The following is a 16737-nucleotide window of genomic DNA, read 5'->3' as shown; positions in this document are numbered from 1 at the left end:
GCTACGTGTTAAGAAGCGGGCTTTTATGATTTACAGGGGTAGAGTACTTAACCTGTGTTACGCATACCAATGGCAATACCGGCAATGGTAACCATCATTGCGCGCTCTAAGCTGGTATTTTGCGACTCATCACCGGCTTTACGGATTCGGTCAAGAAGCTCAATTTGCAGGTAGTGCAGAGGCTGTAAATACGCTGCGCGAATTTCCATAGACTCTTTGCCCTGCGGATCGTTTTTCATAATGTCGTCGTCACCGGTAATAGCAAGCAGCGACGAAATACTTTCTTTAAGCTCTGTACGCAGTGCTTCACCAAAGTGCTTAAGCTCTTTAGGCACAAGACGTTCGTCATACGCTTCACTGATACGCGGATCGGCCTTGTGGAACACCATGTCTAGCATTGATAGACGAGAGCGGTAGAAAGGCCATTCACTGAACATTTCGTTCACGACCTTTTCGTTCTCTTCGTTTTTAATGCTATCAATGGCGCGCATCACGCCTAGCCAGCTCGGCAATACCAAGCGAGTTTGTGCCCATGCAAAGATCCAAGGAATAGCGCGTAAGCTCTCAATACCACCTTGTGGCTTACGTTTAGCTGGTCGACTTCCTAGCGGCAATTTGCCAAGCTCTTGTTCAGGTGTGGCAACGCGGAAGTAAGGCACAAACTCTTCATCGTGTCTTACCGTTGCGCGATAGTTATCGCGGCCTTGCGCGGCCATTGCGGTAATAAGCTCGCGCCACTCTTCTTTTGGTGCCGGTGGTGGGAATAACATAGCTTCAATGATGGCACTGGCGTAAATACCCAAGCTGCGCTTAGCCAGCTTCGGCATACCGAATTTGTAGCGAATGGTCTCGCCTTGCTCCGTTACGCGGAAGCCACCTTCTAGCGAGCCTGGAGGCTGCGAATAAATGGCTGCATGCGCTGGCAGGCCACCACGACCAATCGTACCACCGCGACCGTGGAATAAGGTCAGACTTACATCAAACTCTTCAGCAATGGCAACTAACGCTTCTTGTGATTGGTACTGTGCCCAGCCTGCAGCCAGTGCACCAGCGTCTTTCGCTGAATCTGAGTAACCAATCATAACGAACTGACGACCCTTCACATAGCCGCGATACCAGTCGATGGATAGAAGCTTGCGCATGACATCAGGTGAATTGTTCAAGTCGTCCAGTGTTTCAAACAAAGGAGCAACAGGCATTGGCCAGTCTACGCCACTTTCTTGAAGTAGAAGCTGTACTGCCATGACGTCTGATGGCTCACTTGCCATCGAAATAATATAAATACCGAAACCATGCTTGCTGTGTTTAGCAATTACTTTACAGGTATCCAGTACTTCTTTTACGTCGTCAGAAGCATCCCATTGTGCAGGGAATAACGGGCGCTTAGAACCAAGTTCACGCAATAAGAAGGCCTGCTTGTCAGCTTCACTCCACTGTGCGTAATCACCAAGACCTAAGTAGCGGGTCAACTCACTAAATACATCAGCGTGACGTTCTGAGTCTTGGCGAACGTCAAGACGTAACAAGTGCACACCGAATACGCGGGCACGACGAATAGTGTCTAACAGTAAACCATTGGCGACTACTTGCATGCCGCAATCAAGCAATGACTGGTAGCACAGCATTAATGGCTCAATAAGTTCTTCGTCGTAATTAATCCAGTTAGAGGTATCTGGGTTTTTACCCGCTAGGTAGTCACTGATACCGTCACGCGTTGCGACAAAACGGTCGACCAACGGGCGAAGTAGGGCGCGATAAGGTTCATTGGCATCACCTACTTTTGCGCGAAGCTCTTCGTTGCAGTCATACATTGACAGCTCTACTTGCAAACGGTCTAGGTCGATTGCAAATAGTTTGGCTGCACGTTTACGAGCAAGTAATAACACTTGTTCAGTGACTTTTGACGTTACGAATGGGTTACCGTCACGGTCACCACCCATCCACGAACTAAATTGAACAGGAGATGCATCGAGTGGCAATGATACTTGATAGTCTTCATTTAAGCGGCCGTCTAGCTCGCGCATGAAATCTGGTACAGCTTCCCAAAGTGAATTCTCAATAACTGAGAAACCCCAACGTGCTTCATCAACAGGGGTAGGGCGTACCGAGCGAATTTCTTCGGTGTGCCAGGCCTGAGCAATCAAATCTGCAATGCGCGTTTCAATCTTAGTTCGCTCAACATCACTCAACGATTCTTGGTGAATGGCCTGTAAGCAGTTTGCCAGCTCTTTGTGTTTGTGAATTAAAGTGCGGCGCGTTACCTCAGTTGGGTGAGCGGTCAGTACTAAATCAATGTTTAGCTTGGCTACTGCTTCTTGCACTTTATCAGCAGTAAGTTCAGCTTTATCTAGGTGTTTGAACAGCGCATCTATCGACGCATCAACATTCATCGCGGCGTTGTATTCTTGCTCGGCAATGTTACCTAAGTTTAAGAATTGCGCGAAAGCACGACCAACAGTTAATAAATCACTGTCAGACATGTTTTTGAAAGTTTCTTTCAGTTCTTCGCTGCAAGCAGCATCGCCCTGATAAGACGCTCGGCCGCCCTTTCTTATCTTTTCAATACGGTCAAGCCATTCTTGACCCAGTTGATTTTTGATAGTTTCACCAAGGGTTTTTCCTAGGTAACGAACGGTGTCTTTTAGTTCAGCATCGTAGTGTGTTTGCATGCTATCCTCCTAAATATATGGTCTTAACCATACTGTGTCCTTTACAACTTGTCTAACCACTTTCGGTTATAATTTACAACATTTTGATACTTTTACACCCATCATAGTATTGCTCAAAGCAAGATGATTTCTGGTGTGATACACTCTCGCACCGGAAAATGCAGAAACATTCTCGCAGCATGCGTTTTGTTTGAAATTTGTACTGCATTTGTAATTAAATTTCAGGAGTTATCGTGACTGATACATTCAATACAGTAGAAACCCAAGCAAGTTACGGCATTGGTTTTCAAATGGGTCAACAATTGCAATCAAATCCTTTCGATGGTCTAGCAATTGATGCTGTGGTAGCGGGCCTTAAAGATGCATTCGCAGGTCAAGCACCTCAAGTTGACAATGACACGCTACGTGACGCGTTTGGTGAAATTCACAAGCGTATGCAAGCGGCTAAAGAAGAAGCTAGCAAAGCGGTTATTGAAGAAGGCACGAAGTACCTTGAAGAAAATGCGAAGCGTGATGAAGTTACTGTGACTGAATCTGGCCTTCAATACGAAGTTATTGCTGAAGGTGACGGTGACACTCCTGTTGCGGCAAGCACTGTTCGCGTACACTATCACGGCACTCTTATCAACGGTACTACTTTTGACAGTTCATATGAGCGCGGTCAGCCGGCTGAATTCCCAGTGGGTGGCGTAATCAAAGGTTGGACTGAGGCACTTCAGCTTATGAAGGTGGGTGCTAAGTATCGTCTATATATCCCACATGATCTTGCTTACGGTGAGCAAGGTGCAGGTGCCGCTATCGCACCTTACAGCACGCTTGTATTTGATGTTGAGCTACTTGACATCCTAGGCTAGTTCGCCTTTGAGGGAGTGCCGCCCGGCGCTCCTTTTTACAAGAGCGTATTGGTCTTTGCTATAAAAATGTACCACATACGTCAATACACTTTAGAAATCTTCAACAAAATCTCTTTTCTTCACACTACCTTTCGGTATGGTATAGCCTAATACTTTCACACTTTCTTACAGCGGACAGTCCCTTGGTATCTATCTGCTCCGAGTTGTTATCAGTAGCTTCGGCATTACAATAGCGCCATGCTTAAATAAGGAAAATTATTATGGTTATCAAGCCTAAAGTAAGAGGCTTCATTTGTACAAACGCACATCCTGTTGGCTGTGCCGCGTCGGTAGAAGAACAAATTGCTTATGTAGAAGCAAAAAGCGACTTAGGCGAAGGCCCTAAAAACGTTTTGGTGATCGGAAGCTCTACTGGCTACGGTTTGGCATCGCGCATTACATCAGCATTTGGCTATGGTGCGAAAACGCTTGGTGTGTGTTTTGAAAAGGCACCTACAGAACGTAAAACGGGTACAGCTGGCTGGTACAATACGGCGGCTTTTCACGCGCAGGCAAAAGCAAAAGGCGTATACGCTGAAACCATCAATGGCGATGCGTTTTCTGATGAGATAAAACACGAAGCGATTGAGAAAATTAAAGCGGAAATGGGCAAAATTGACTTGGTGATTTATAGCCTTGCGTCACCGCGTCGAACCGATCCTGAAACAGGCGTGACATATAAGTCTACGTTAAAACCTGTTGGGCAAGCATATACAACAAAGACCTATGACACAGACAAAGACAAAGTTCACGAAGTGTCACTAGAGCCTGCAAATGATGATGAGATTCTTAATACCATCAAAGTGATGGGGGGCGAAGACTGGGAGCGTTGGATGGACTTCTTACGCGAAGCGGATGTGTTGGCTGAAGGCTGTAAAACAACCGCTTACACCTACATAGGCAAAGAGCTTACATGGCCTATTTACGGTCAAGCTACTATTGGAAAAGCCAAAGAAGACCTAGATCGTGCTGCTGCCGCTATCATTGGCAAAAACAGTGATTTGCTGGTTCAAGCGAACGTTAGTTCATTAAAAGCTTTGGTGACTCAAGCAAGCTCTGCTATTCCCGTAATGCCACTTTATATTTCGTTGATTTACAAAGTAATGAAAGAAGAAGGGACGCACGAAGGGTGTATTGAGCAAATATTCGGTTTGTTTACCGAATGCCTATTTGGTGAAACGCCAACCCTTGATGAAGCTAATCGTTACCGAATGGATGGCAAAGAAACTAACGATGCTACACAAGCCAAAATTAAAGCCATTTGGGATGATGTTACCCAAGAAAACTTTCATGATGTGAGTGACTATAAGGGCTATCACCATGAGTTTTTAAAACTGTTTGGATTTGACATTGAAAGCGTAGATTACGAGCAAGATGTTGACCCAATGGTTAATTGGTAATACGCAAATAATATTTACTGATTTGTACTGAAGCCGTCTGATATGACGGCTTTTTTTGTTCTTGGCGTTAGTTTTGCTCAGTTTTGCTATTAATTGCGACTAAAGGTTTACATTAAATTGTAGAAAAATTTGGCTTTATTCTGAAATTGCGTGGCACAAACGTGTGGGTTAATGCTAAAATCCCGAAATTAAGTAGGGGGCTTTCTACCCACTACCAAAACAGCAGTAGCGATTGCAGCGCACAATAATAAAAATAAGTGTGAATTTCTGCTGGTGGTCTATAAAAATAGAGCGCATTAAAAACGCTCGCAAATTGGAATGAATGATTACAGCTTCATAACAGGCTGACTGTAGTTATGCTGACCAAAGGTTTTACAGCAAGTTCCGACAATCAATGAATTAGGTGTTTATCACCTGTTAATAGTGCGCTTTTGCATGCTGACAGGCAGGTTTTCTGCGGTCATGCAAAAGGGTATTTCTATTAGAGTAGTGCGATTACATATGATAAAAATCAAGAAAGGTCTCGACCTCCCAATTGAGGGAGCGCCGAAGCAGGAGATTGCTGATGCATCTGCTGCAACGCGCGTTGCCATTCTGGGAGAAGAATATGTGGGTATGCGCCCTACCATGCACGTCCAAGTTGGCGATGTAGTGAAGAAAGGTCAGGTACTTTTTGAAGACAAAAAGAACCCTGGCGTTAAATTCACTGCTCCAGCAGCGGGTGAAGTGGTAGAGGTTAACCGTGGTGCAAAACGTGTTCTTCAGTCTGTAGTTATCAAGGTAAACGGCAACGATGCTGTTAGCTTTGATAAAATTGCAGCTGACCAGATCGCGAGTGCTTCACGCGAGCAACTTCAATCAATCCTTGTAGAGTCTGGCATGTGGACAGCGTTGCGTACGCGTCCATTTAGCAAATCTCCTAAGCTTGACTCTGTACCAAGTTCAATTTTCGTAACAGCAATGGATACAAATCCACTTGCAGCTGATCCAGCTGTAATTATTGCTGAGCGTCAAGACGATTTTGTAAATGGTCTTAAAGCGCTAGCGCAATTGAGCGGTGGTAAAACTTTTGTTTGTAAAGCGCCTGGTGCTTCTGTAGCAACCGGTGATGCAGCAGTTGATGTTGAAGAGTTTGGCGGTCCTCACCCTGCGGGCCTACCAGGAACTCACATTCACTACCTTGATTCTGCTGGCATGAACAAAACAGTGTGGCACATCAACTACCAAGACGTTATGGCGATTGGTGCGTTGCTGACTACAGGTGAACTTGATAGCCGTCGTGTTATTTCTTTAGCGGGTCCTGCTGCTAAAAACCCTCGCTTAGTTCGTACAGTGATTGGTGCAGACCTAACTGAACTTACTGCTAGCGAGCAAGAAGACGGTGAAGTTCGTGTTATCTCAGGTTCTGTACTTAACGGTACAACTGCGATGGGCGTACACGGTTTCCTAGGTCGCTTCCACACACAAGTTTCACTATTAAAAGAAGGTCGCGAGAAGAAGTTCTTCGGTTGGATCATGCCTGGTTCAAACCAACACTCAGTGACTCGTGCTTACTTAGGTCACCTAAGTGGCAGCAAGAAATTTGATATGACAACAACTACCAATGGTTCTGAACGTTCAATGGTTCCAATTGGTAATTACGAACGCGTTATGCCCCTAGATATCATTCCTACGCTACTGCTTAGGGACCTGATTTCTGGTGATACTGACGGTGCTCAGACGCTGGGTTGCTTAGAGTTAGACGAAGAAGATTTGGCATTGTGTACTTATGTATGCCCTGGCAAATACAATTACGCGCCTATCTTACGCGACTGTTTGACCACGATAGAGAAAGAGGGTTAAGTCATGGGTTTAAAAGCGTATTTAGAAAAGATCGAACCAAACTTCGAGCCAGGTGGTAAACATGAAAAGTGGTATGCGCTTTACGAAGCTGCGGCGACCATTTTCTACACCCCAGGTAAAGTAAACAAAGCTAACACGCACGTGCGTGATAGCATCGACCTTAAGCGCATCATGATCATGGTATGGATGGCAACATTCCCAGCTATGTTCTTCGGTATGTACAACATCGGTTTCCAAGCGCAAGAAGCAATTGCAGCTGGTGCAGGTACACTACCTGACACGTGGCAAGCGGGCTTATTCGCTGCACTAGGTGGTGACTTGACGAATGCAGGCACATTGGGCTTGTTCTTCTACGGTGCGTGTTTCTGGCTTCCAATCTACGCAGTTACGTTTGCGGTAGGTGGTTTCTGGGAAGTACTTTTCGCTTCTGTGCGTAAGCACGAAGTTAACGAAGGTTTCTTCGTAACATCGGTACTGTTTGCACTAACGCTTCCGGCTACTATCCCACTGTGGCAAGTTGCACTAGGTATTACTTTTGGTGTTGTAATTGCAAAAGAAGTATTCGGTGGTACAGGTCGTAACTTCCTTAACCCAGCACTTTCTGGTCGTGCATTCCTTTACTTTGCGTATCCAGCGCAAATTTCAGGTGACCAAGTATGGGTAGCAGCTGATGGTTATTCAGGTGCAACGTCTCTAAGCCAAGCGGCTTCTGGCAACCTTGACTACGCGAACATGGATCAGTGGATGAACAGCTTCATCGGTACTATCTCAGGTTCAGCGGGTGAGGTGTCGACTCTTGCTATTATTCTTGGTGGTTTGTTCATCATGTATATGCGTATAGCAAGCTGGCGCATTGTTGCTGGTGTGGCGATTGGTGTGGCGTTCTTCGCAACCTTGCTAAACCTAATCGGCAGCGATACGAACCCTATGTTTGCAATGCCTGCTCATTGGCACTTTGTTGTTGGTGGTCTTGCTTTTGGTATGTTCTTTATGGCGACAGACCCAGTTTCTGCGTCGTTCACAAACCAAGGTAAGTGGGCTTACGGTATCTTCATTGGTTTCATGACGGTACTAATCCGCGTCCTTAACCCAGCCTTCCCTGAAGGTGTAATGCTAGCAATTCTATTTGCTAACTTGTGGGCGCCACTGTTCGACTATTTCGTCGCACAAAGCAATATCAAGCGGAGGGTAGCACGTGTCGGCTAAGAAAGAATCTTTAGGCAAAACGGTAGGTATTGTTGTTGCCGTATGTTTAGTTTGTTCAATTGTTGTTTCTGGCGCGGCTGTTGGCCTTCGCTCTTTACAACAAACAAACGCAGCTCTAGATAAAAAGAGCAACATTCTTAATGCTGCAGGCCTTTATGAAATGGGCATGAGCAATAGCGCAATTGAAAGCACGTACAGCGAGCGAGTAGAGCAGCGTTATGTAAATCTTGACGAAGGTACTTTTGTAGAAGCGCCTAAGCCAGATTACGATATGTATAAAGCAGCCAAAGAAACTGAGTACAGCACTAAGGTAACTAACAGTAATGTTGGTTTCCAGCGTCGCCCTAACGTGGCAAGTGTTTACTTAGTGCGCGACGACGCAGGTGATGTATCTCGTATCATTCTTCCTGTGCACGGCAGCGGCCTTTGGGATCTTATGTACGGTTTCTTAGCGGTAGATGCTGACGGACAAACAGTTCGCGAGCTTATTTACTACCAGCAAAAAGAAACGCCAGGACTAGGTGGTGAAGTGCAAAACCCTGCTTGGCAGGCAAAATGGGACGGCAAGGAACTGTATGAAAATGGCGAAGTGGCTATTCGTGTAGTGAAAAATGCTAACCCTAGCAATCCTCACACTATTGATGCGCTTTCAGGTGCAACCCTAACCAGCAACGGTGTTGAAAACACAGTACGTTACTGGGTAGGCGAGCAAGGCTTCGGCCAGTTCCTGAAGAACCAAGCATGGCGTTCATAAGGGAAGTCTCATGGCAGATACTAAAGAAATGAAAAAGGCCCTCTTTGGGCCAATTCTGGACAACAACCCGATCGCCCTTCAGGTACTAGGGATTTGTTCAGCACTTGCTATTACAACCAAGTTGGAAACAGCGTTGGTAATGTCGCTTGCGCTTACTAGCGTTGTAGCGTTCTCAAACTTGTTTATTTCACTAATTCGTAACCAGATCCCATCTAGCGTTCGAATTATTATCCAGATGACCATCATTGCGTCGTTGGTAATCGTTGTTGACCAAATTCTGAAAGCCTATTCGTATGAAATATCGAAGCAGCTGTCGGTATTCGTTGGTCTGATTATCACAAACTGTATCGTAATGGGTCGTGCAGAAGCCTATGCCATGAAGAGCCCACCTCTGATGAGCTTCCTTGATGGTATTGGTAACGGCTTGGGTTACTCTTTCATTCTAATTGTTATCGGTACAATTAAAGAGCTATTTGGTTTCGGTACTATCTTAGGTTTCGAAATTCTTCCACTTGTTCAAAACGGTGGTTGGTATCAGGGTAACGGTTTGTTAATCCTACCATTCAGCTCATTCTTCTTAATCGGCGGTATGATTTGGTTTATCCGTACTATCCGTCCAGAGCAAGTTGAGCCTAAGGAGTAAGTCATGGAACATTATTTGTCGTTATTTGTTCGCTCAATCTTCGTTGAGAACATGGCGTTGTCACTATTCTTGGGTATGTGTACCTTCCTTGCGGTATCTAAGAAAGTTAAAACTGCTATGGGTCTTGGTGTTGCCGTTATCGTAGTACTAGGTATTTCTGTACCGGTTAACCAAGTTATCTATGTAAACATTCTTGCACCTGGCGCATTGGCTTGGGCAGGTTTCCCAGAAGCTGACTTAAGCTTCCTAAACTTCCTAACGTTTATCGGTGTTATTGCGGCATTGGTACAGATTCTAGAGATGAGCTTAGATAAGTTCTTCCCTGCGCTTTATAACGCACTAGGTATCTTCCTTCCGCTAATTACTGTTAACTGTGCGATCTTCGGTGGTGTAGCGTTTGCGGTTCAACGTGAATACAACTTTACTGAAAGCATCGTATACGGCGTAGGTAGTGGTATGGGCTGGGCACTAGCAATTGTATTGCTAGCGGCAGTACGTGAAAAACTGAAGTATGCCGATATGCCTGATGGTGTTCGTGGTCTGGGTTCTGTATTCATGATCGCGGGTCTAATGGCCCTTGGCTTCCAGTCTTTCACTGGTATTCAGCTGTAATAAGCTCGGGAGCATCTAAATGAATAATGTAGAAATATTTCTTGGCGTCGGCATGTTCATTGCCATTGTATTGGCGCTAGTATTTATAATCATGTTTGCTAAGTCTAAGCTGGTACCAACTGGTGATGTAACTATCACTATTAATGGTGACCCAGACAAAGCAATTAAAACTGCACCGGGTGGCAAGCTACTAGGTGCACTAGCAGACGCAGGTTTCTTCGTATCATCAGCATGTGGTGGCGGTGGTTCATGTGGTCAGTGTCGTGTAGACGTACATTCTGGTGGTGGTGAGATTCTACCTACAGAGCTTGACCACATCACTAAAGGTGAAGCACGCGAAGGTTGTCGTCTTTCATGTCAGGTTGCCGTTAAGCAAGACATGGAAATCGAACTTGAAGAGTCTGTATTTGGTGTTAAGAAGTGGGATTGTGAAGTTATCTCTAACGATAACAAAGCAACGTTCATCAAAGAACTTAAGCTTAAAATTCCAAATGGCGAGAGCGTTCCATTCCGTGCGGGTGGTTACATTCAAATTGAAGCGCCTGCGCACCACGTTAAGTACAAAGAGTTCGATATTCCTGAAGAATATCGTGGCGACTGGGAGCGTTTCGGCTTCTTTGATATTGAGTCTAAAGTTGACGAAGAAACAATTCGTGCATACTCAATGGCGAACTACCCAGAAGAAGAAGGCATTATCATGCTGAACGTGCGTATCGCTACGCCGCCGCCTAATAACCTAAGCCTGCCTGCAGGTAAGATGTCATCGTACATCTGGAGCCTGAAAGAAGGTGATAAAGCGACTATCTCTGGTCCATTTGGTGAATTCTTCGCGAAAGACACTGATGCAGAAATGGTATTCGTTGGTGGTGGTGCAGGTATGGCGCCAATGCGTTCACATATTTTCGACCAACTTCGTCGTCTTAAGTCTGACCGTAAGATCAGCTTCTGGTACGGTGCTCGTTCACTTCGCGAAATGTTCTACGTAGAAGATTTCGATGAACTAGCAGCAGAGAATGATAACTTTGAATGGCATGTAGCACTTTCAGATCCTCAGCCAGAGGACAACTGGGAAGGCTATACAGGGTTTATTCACCAAGTTCTTCTAGAGAACTACTTGAAAGATCACCCTGCGCCAGAAGACTGTGAGTTCTACATGTGTGGACCACCTATGATGAACGCAGCCGTTATCAACATGCTTAAAGATTTAGGTGTTGAAGACGAAAACATCATGCTAGATGACTTTGGTGGTTAATATACTGCTTACAACTAGCAATTAAGAATATTTAAAAGGGGCGCAAGCCCCTTTTTTATTCAAGTTGATCCAAAGCCCCATAAGGGTAGGGTCTAAGCTGTATGGAAATGAATTAAGGACAACAACGTGGTTCGATTTGCTTTGCGAATTTTTTTGGCAGTAGTCGCTATTGGTATCTTGTTGCTTGCCAGCTGCAGTGATGAGCAGCGCCCAGTGGTGCATCTGCAAGGGCATACAATGGGGACAACCTATAACGTTAAATACCTTGTTGATGAAAAAGAGACAGACGGCGTAGATGCCAATGCACTGCAAGCTGAAATAGATGCGCGCTTGGTGGACGTGAACAAAATGATGTCTACGTATGATCCAACGTCAGAGCTGTCTCGCTTTAATCAATATCGCTATACCGATAATTTTGCAGTATCGCCAGATACATTGGTGGTAGTGAACGAAGCGCTACGCCTTGCTCGTTTAAGTGGCGGCGTTCTTGATGTTACCGTTGGACCTTTAGTCAATTTGTGGGGGTTTGGCCCTACAAAGCGGCCTGAAAAGGTGCCTACACAAGCTGATATTGACGAGATAGCAGATTATGTGGGCTATGCGAAACTTTCTACCACGCCAACCGGTCTTAAGAAGTCAAACCCTATGCTTTACGTCGACCTATCGACCATTGCTAAGGGCTTTGGTGTTGACGAAGTTGCTGAAATATTGGAACAACGTGGTATTGAAGACTACCTTGTTGAGATAGGCGGAGAAATGCGCGTACGCGGCGAGCGTGGTGATGGAAGTGAATGGCTTATAGCAATAGAAAAGCCGGTTACTACTGAACGTGCGGTGCAAAAAGTTGTGTCTATTGGGACTAATGCAGTAGCGACATCGGGCGATTATCGTAACTATTACGAAGAAGATGGAAAGCGCTATTCGCATTTGATCGATCCAACGACGGGTTCGCCTATTTCACACAACTTAGTGTCGGTGACTGTGGTTCACCCGTCGTCAATGACGGCTGATGGTCTTGCGACTGCCTTCAACGTGATGGGCTGGGAGCAGGCTATTGCCATTGCGGAACAAGAACAACTTGCTGTTTTTCTTATTCGTCGCACAGCAGATGGTTTTGACGAGTATGCATCGCCAGAATTTGATAAACTGGTGACAGTTCATAATTAGGGGGTAGCAATGTCTACATTCATTCTTGCGTTTGGTTTCTTTCTTGCCATGGTTTTAGCAATGGCGGTAGGTTACTTGGTACAGAAGAAATCTATTTCTGGTAGCTGCGGTGGCCTTGGCGCGCTTGGTATAGAAAAGGCATGTGATTGCCCTGAACCATGCGATCGCAAAAAGATGCGTATGGAAAAAGAAGAAGCGCGTCAGAAAAAGCTAAACGAATGGAAGCAAAATCAAATTTTGTAACGTTTCTTGCAACATAAACTATCTATTTAAAAGCGCTGTTTGAGTAAATCGACGGCGCTTTTTTGTATCCGAAAGGCAAACACATTCCATGGAATCGGGACAGGTAATTCGAGTCAACTTTAGGTTTGCTTTATGGATCGCGAATTAAAGGATAGTTATCATTTATAAATGAGCCGACGAGAAGCTTTTTTAATGCGGGCTCTTCACTTTACTTAGCCCATGTTTCGTTGCTCCACATTTGTATTTGGGTTAAATTTAGGCCACATAAAAATTCAATACCATTTATAAAACATCAAGGAAGAGCTATGACACCCAGTGTACGTATCGGGATCTTCAGTATAATCGCATTATCCTTAGCTGCATGTGGCGGCGGAGGGTCGGATTCTGGGGGGCCGGTAAACGGAGGCTCTTCTTCGGTTTCGTCATCTACAATCATCAAAAACGCGAAAGACTACGACGCGTCTCAACTCAATACTGCTGCAAGGGCAATTGCAAACGCCCAGTACACAGGCAAAACAGCCAATGCGGAAGTAGAACTAGAATTGGTTCAACAAGTCTTTAATTTATTATTTAATGATTCTGTCACGACAGTGCCAGAACTGGCAGAACAGGATTTTTCTAATGACGTGAACGGCGGCACAATTAAAAAAACCTATTCCTGTGATCAAGGCGGTAGTGTTACTTATGACGGTAAGTTGTCCAGTTCCCTCACAGGGACCATCGCTATGGATTACCAAAACTGTTGGTTATCCAGCAATGGCGTTGCTATTACCGGTTCAACGGCTATTGTCATTGAAAGCGTGTCAGAGAGCGCTGTGAAATACAGTATGTATTTCGACAGTCTTACCTGGACTAACGAAGATATACCTCACACGTTGTCAGGCGTTGTCTCAATCGATGAAGGCTTCAACGAAACTAACAGTAGCTATCACGCAGATACCAGCCAATATATCGCGTTTACTATTGGCTCAGAGCAATATAAATTAATGGGGAATTACAACATATCCGATTCGCCCAATGAAAGCGTTAACCATGCTGAATTTGACTTTTATGTTGGCTCTAAAGGTAAACTAGCCGTCGAAGCAGAGTCCCCTGAGTATTTATGGCCTTACATGTCTGTGGGGGAAGTAGTTGTAGCGGGTGATAAAACTGCAACCTTACTTTTCGAACAAGGCATTATTCGTTATTTAGAAGATACAGATAACGACGGTACCTACGACGTAGGTACATTTATAGTTGAAGCCTATGAATTAATTCGTGGTAACCTTGCAGATAGATTACTTGTCGCTATTGCTGACATGTCCATCCCACCAACTGTCTATGCACCTGATTTTTACGTCTGGGACACAGTGGACACGACGACGCCTATTACTGTCAGTCCCGGCTATTATTATGATAGCGATACAGAAGACGAAGATTTATCGGTCAGTTTCCGCTGGTATCTAAATGGTAGCTTAGTAGAAGACGTTACAGGGGATACCTTTCCAGCCTACCGCGCTGTATTTAACGATGTAGTAGAAGTGTCTATGGTCGTCTCAGATAGCGCGAATATTGTAGAGTCAGGACGCATTTCAATTACTCTGTCGGATGCCCCAGCACAGGTCGCGTTTGAAAACTTACCTGATTCAGTGTCTCCTGGAGAATATATCGAATTCAGAGCAATTGTGTCTGACCCTGACCTTGGCGACAATCAAGGTGTTCCCACTTTAGTGTCAGCGCCTTCAGGAGCAACTATTAATGAAGACGGATTAATTGCTTGGCAGGCGCCGAGCAATCAGTTGTTTAAAACCCAGCATTACGCATTTGCTTTTTCGACAGGTGAAGACAGTGCTGAAGTTGTCAAAACCCATGTTTCAGTGACTAACTATGCAGTACAAGAGTTAGCACGTTCGGGTGTTGAAGTGCCTAAAATAAACAATTCAATGGTAATTGGTGATTTCGACCACGACGGTGAAAATGAAGTTCTCTCTACCGATTCTCAAAACCGTGTGTTCTTGCTGTCTTATCAAAACGGCAGCTATAACCAAACCTGGATGTATCCCTATATAATCGAGCAAGGTGGAACAGTTAAGCAAGTTCTCAGTACCGATTTTGATAACGACGATTACCCCGATATTATTGTGATATCTCAACACAGCGTATCTGTGATTACCGACGTTGACGAAACGGCAACCACGCTTCTTTCTACCGACAATTACATACATAGTGCTGTTCTCGGCGACATTGATAACGATGGTGACGACGAATTGGCCTACTTGTACTCGTCAAGTGACTATGGTGAAGCCAGTGATATTGTTGTCGTTGATCTCGGTTCGCTCGAAGCGCCGTTGTTCACTTTCACCGCAGAAGACAGCTACGAAATTGCACTGGGTAACGTAGACTCCGACGCTCAGTTAGAATTAGTTACAAATTCTGGTTTGGTCTATGACCTTGAATCTGGAGAAAACCAGTGGTTTTTGAATTCAGGATTTAGTACTAGCCACATTGCTGTTGCCGACATAAATGGCGACGGTATTGAAGAAATTGTAGGGGCAGACAGTTGGTCTTACATTTATGTGTACTCAGCACAGAACAAATCTCAGATTACGAGTATTGAGAATTTTAACACTTGTGACATTAGTTCAGGGAAACTGACCGAGGATAGTACTCCCGTGTTGCTTGTAGGTGACTGCCAGTGGGGCAATATTCACGCCATGAAGCTGTCTAATAACACGCTCACCTCTGTATTTAGCGTTGATATGGTTGATCACGGTTCGTCTTCGCTAACCCTTGGCGATGCCGACAATGATGGCCTTAATGAACTATTGTGGGGCACTGGCACTACACATTCTGGTGAGGATTTACTCGTAACGGCAGATGTCACGGCAACTTCTGCAACAATAAAAACAACAGCAACCACGCATCAATTAGATAGCTTTAATGCGGCTGGGTGGGCTGATTTGTATCCTGGTGATGAACGCGCAGTTTTCTTCGTGCCAAGTACCGGTAACGGTTATGATGGCTCCAAGGTCTTACTAATGGAGAACACGGGGAATTACATCACTAGTGAAGAGATTTCTTCTAACTGGGATGGTTCTCGTATTGCTGTCACTACCGACTACAACAATGACGGTGCCGGCGATTTATTCCTGCCTACTGCACAAACCTATGATGGCGCATTTGCTGCAATGCAGTTAAATGACTTCTCTATTCAATATGAGATTACCGGTAGCTATTCAAATGATGTTTCAGTTATCAAGGCGTTCGACTTCAATAACGATGGTTTTGAAGATGCTGTCTATGTTGATGGTCGCACGTTAAAAGCTATCGACGTAAACAATCAAGTTATCTTGGCGACTTACACAATGACTCAATATTTCCGTGATTTTGATATTGTGGCAATGAATGGCAATGTGTATGTGGCACTGTCTCAAGGCAACGACATAACACAAATACTTAAGCCAACAGCGTCAGGCTTTTCTATTCAGGCAAGTGCGGATATTTCTTGCGCGCGCCTTACCTTTGTTAATGCAGATAGTGACGCTGCCTCGGAGCTAGCTTGTTATAACGATCAAAACCAATCCTTGGTTATGTATGAAGTAACTGACACCAGTTTGACTATAACATCAGACGTTTCGGTAAGTATGGATATCGTCGACATGGCAGCAAATCCAGTAACCGCCACAGAACAGACACTTCTTGTGACGTCTGCGAATGACGATGATTGGGAGTATTACGGTACTTCTGAACTCAGCGAAATGACGGTTGAAGGCATTAGTATTTGGAAAAGCCCTGCGTTAATTGGTTCGGCTCGCAGTCACTCTCTACATGCGAGAAAATCTGCTGAGGGAAGCCTAGAAGTGATGATGGCAACATCTCGGGCGATGTACTGGTTAGGCCGAGTAGATTAAGTCGCTCTGCTTACGTTGATTTTTATACTTTATATAGGCGATTTTATAATTGAACGGCGACACATCAACCTTGGTGTGTCGCCGTTTTTTATTGAAGACTCTCGTTTTGTCGACCTGCCAAATAAAATGCATTCGTTTACATTCCTGCCTTTTATAAGGGGCGAGG

The 16737-nt window shown here is 44.9% G+C and carries 12 protein-coding genes; 11 read left to right on the top strand and 1 reads right to left on the bottom strand.

Translation table 11 applies throughout. The features are described from left to right. Positions 1-47: 47 nt before the first annotated feature. Positions 48-2669, bottom strand: coding sequence for a phosphoenolpyruvate carboxylase (gene ppc, locus OZ660_RS16655; RefSeq protein WP_274741701.1), 2622 nt, complete (start codon positions 2667-2669; stop codon positions 48-50). A 233-nt stretch (positions 2670-2902) separates the two neighbouring features. Here ppc and OZ660_RS16650 point away from each other — a divergent pair, with 233 nt between their 5' ends. The 11 genes from OZ660_RS16650 (at position 2903) to OZ660_RS16600 (ending at position 16571) form a co-directional block, all read left to right on the top strand. Then, entirely contained in the window at positions 2903-3523 is a 621-nt protein-coding gene (locus OZ660_RS16650) for an FKBP-type peptidyl-prolyl cis-trans isomerase (RefSeq protein ID WP_269752166.1), read from the top strand. Positions 3524-3783: 260 nt separating this feature from the next. Continuing rightward, complete coding sequence (gene fabV / locus OZ660_RS16645) at positions 3784-4962, top strand: enoyl-ACP reductase FabV (RefSeq protein ID WP_274741700.1); 1179 nt, start codon at positions 3784-3786, stop codon at positions 4960-4962. 501 nt (positions 4963-5463) lie between these two features. Then, the gene (locus OZ660_RS16640; protein WP_159627753.1) at positions 5464-6804 is read left to right on the top strand and encodes a Na(+)-translocating NADH-quinone reductase subunit A; all 1341 of its coding nucleotides are present in this window, start codon (positions 5464-5466) and stop codon (positions 6802-6804) included. A gap of 3 nt (positions 6805-6807) precedes the next feature. Next, positions 6808-8010: an NADH:ubiquinone reductase (Na(+)-transporting) subunit B gene (locus OZ660_RS16635; RefSeq protein ID WP_159627755.1), complete on the top strand. Its 1203-nt coding sequence runs from the start codon at positions 6808-6810 to the stop codon at positions 8008-8010. Next, positions 8000-8764, top strand: coding sequence for a Na(+)-translocating NADH-quinone reductase subunit C (locus OZ660_RS16630; protein WP_274741699.1), 765 nt, complete (start codon positions 8000-8002; stop codon positions 8762-8764). The genes OZ660_RS16635 and OZ660_RS16630 overlap by 11 nt, the downstream gene beginning before the upstream one ends. A gap of 10 nt (positions 8765-8774) precedes the next feature. After that, positions 8775-9407 (top strand): NADH:ubiquinone reductase (Na(+)-transporting) subunit D, encoded by a 633-nt coding sequence (locus OZ660_RS16625; protein WP_014950795.1) that lies wholly within the window; start codon positions 8775-8777, stop codon positions 9405-9407. Between the two features lie 3 nt (positions 9408-9410). Then, on the top strand, positions 9411-10019 hold the full coding sequence (gene nqrE, locus OZ660_RS16620; protein ID WP_014950794.1) for an NADH:ubiquinone reductase (Na(+)-transporting) subunit E: 609 nt from the start codon (positions 9411-9413) through the stop codon (positions 10017-10019). A 19-nt stretch (positions 10020-10038) separates the two neighbouring features. Next, positions 10039-11271 (top strand): NADH:ubiquinone reductase (Na(+)-transporting) subunit F, encoded by a 1233-nt coding sequence (gene nqrF / locus OZ660_RS16615; protein WP_202262536.1) that lies wholly within the window; start codon positions 10039-10041, stop codon positions 11269-11271. Positions 11272-11397: 126 nt separating this feature from the next. Continuing rightward, a complete protein-coding gene (locus OZ660_RS16610) occupies positions 11398-12438 on the top strand; it encodes an FAD:protein FMN transferase (protein WP_274741697.1) in 1041 nt (346 codons plus the stop codon). Positions 12439-12447: 9 nt separating this feature from the next. Continuing rightward, the gene (nqrM, locus tag OZ660_RS16605) at positions 12448-12681 is read left to right on the top strand and encodes a (Na+)-NQR maturation NqrM (protein WP_159627761.1); all 234 of its coding nucleotides are present in this window, start codon (positions 12448-12450) and stop codon (positions 12679-12681) included. Positions 12682-12986: 305 nt separating this feature from the next. Further along, the gene (locus OZ660_RS16600; protein WP_274741696.1) at positions 12987-16571 is read left to right on the top strand and encodes an FG-GAP repeat domain-containing protein; all 3585 of its coding nucleotides are present in this window, start codon (positions 12987-12989) and stop codon (positions 16569-16571) included. Positions 16572-16737: the final 166 nt, after the last annotated feature.

Origin of the sequence: Alteromonas sp. 009811495, assembly GCF_028865455.1 — a bacterium.
Taxonomy (GTDB): Bacteria; Pseudomonadota; Gammaproteobacteria; order Enterobacterales; family Alteromonadaceae; genus Alteromonas.
This window is presented reverse-complemented; position numbering and strand designations above follow the sequence as displayed.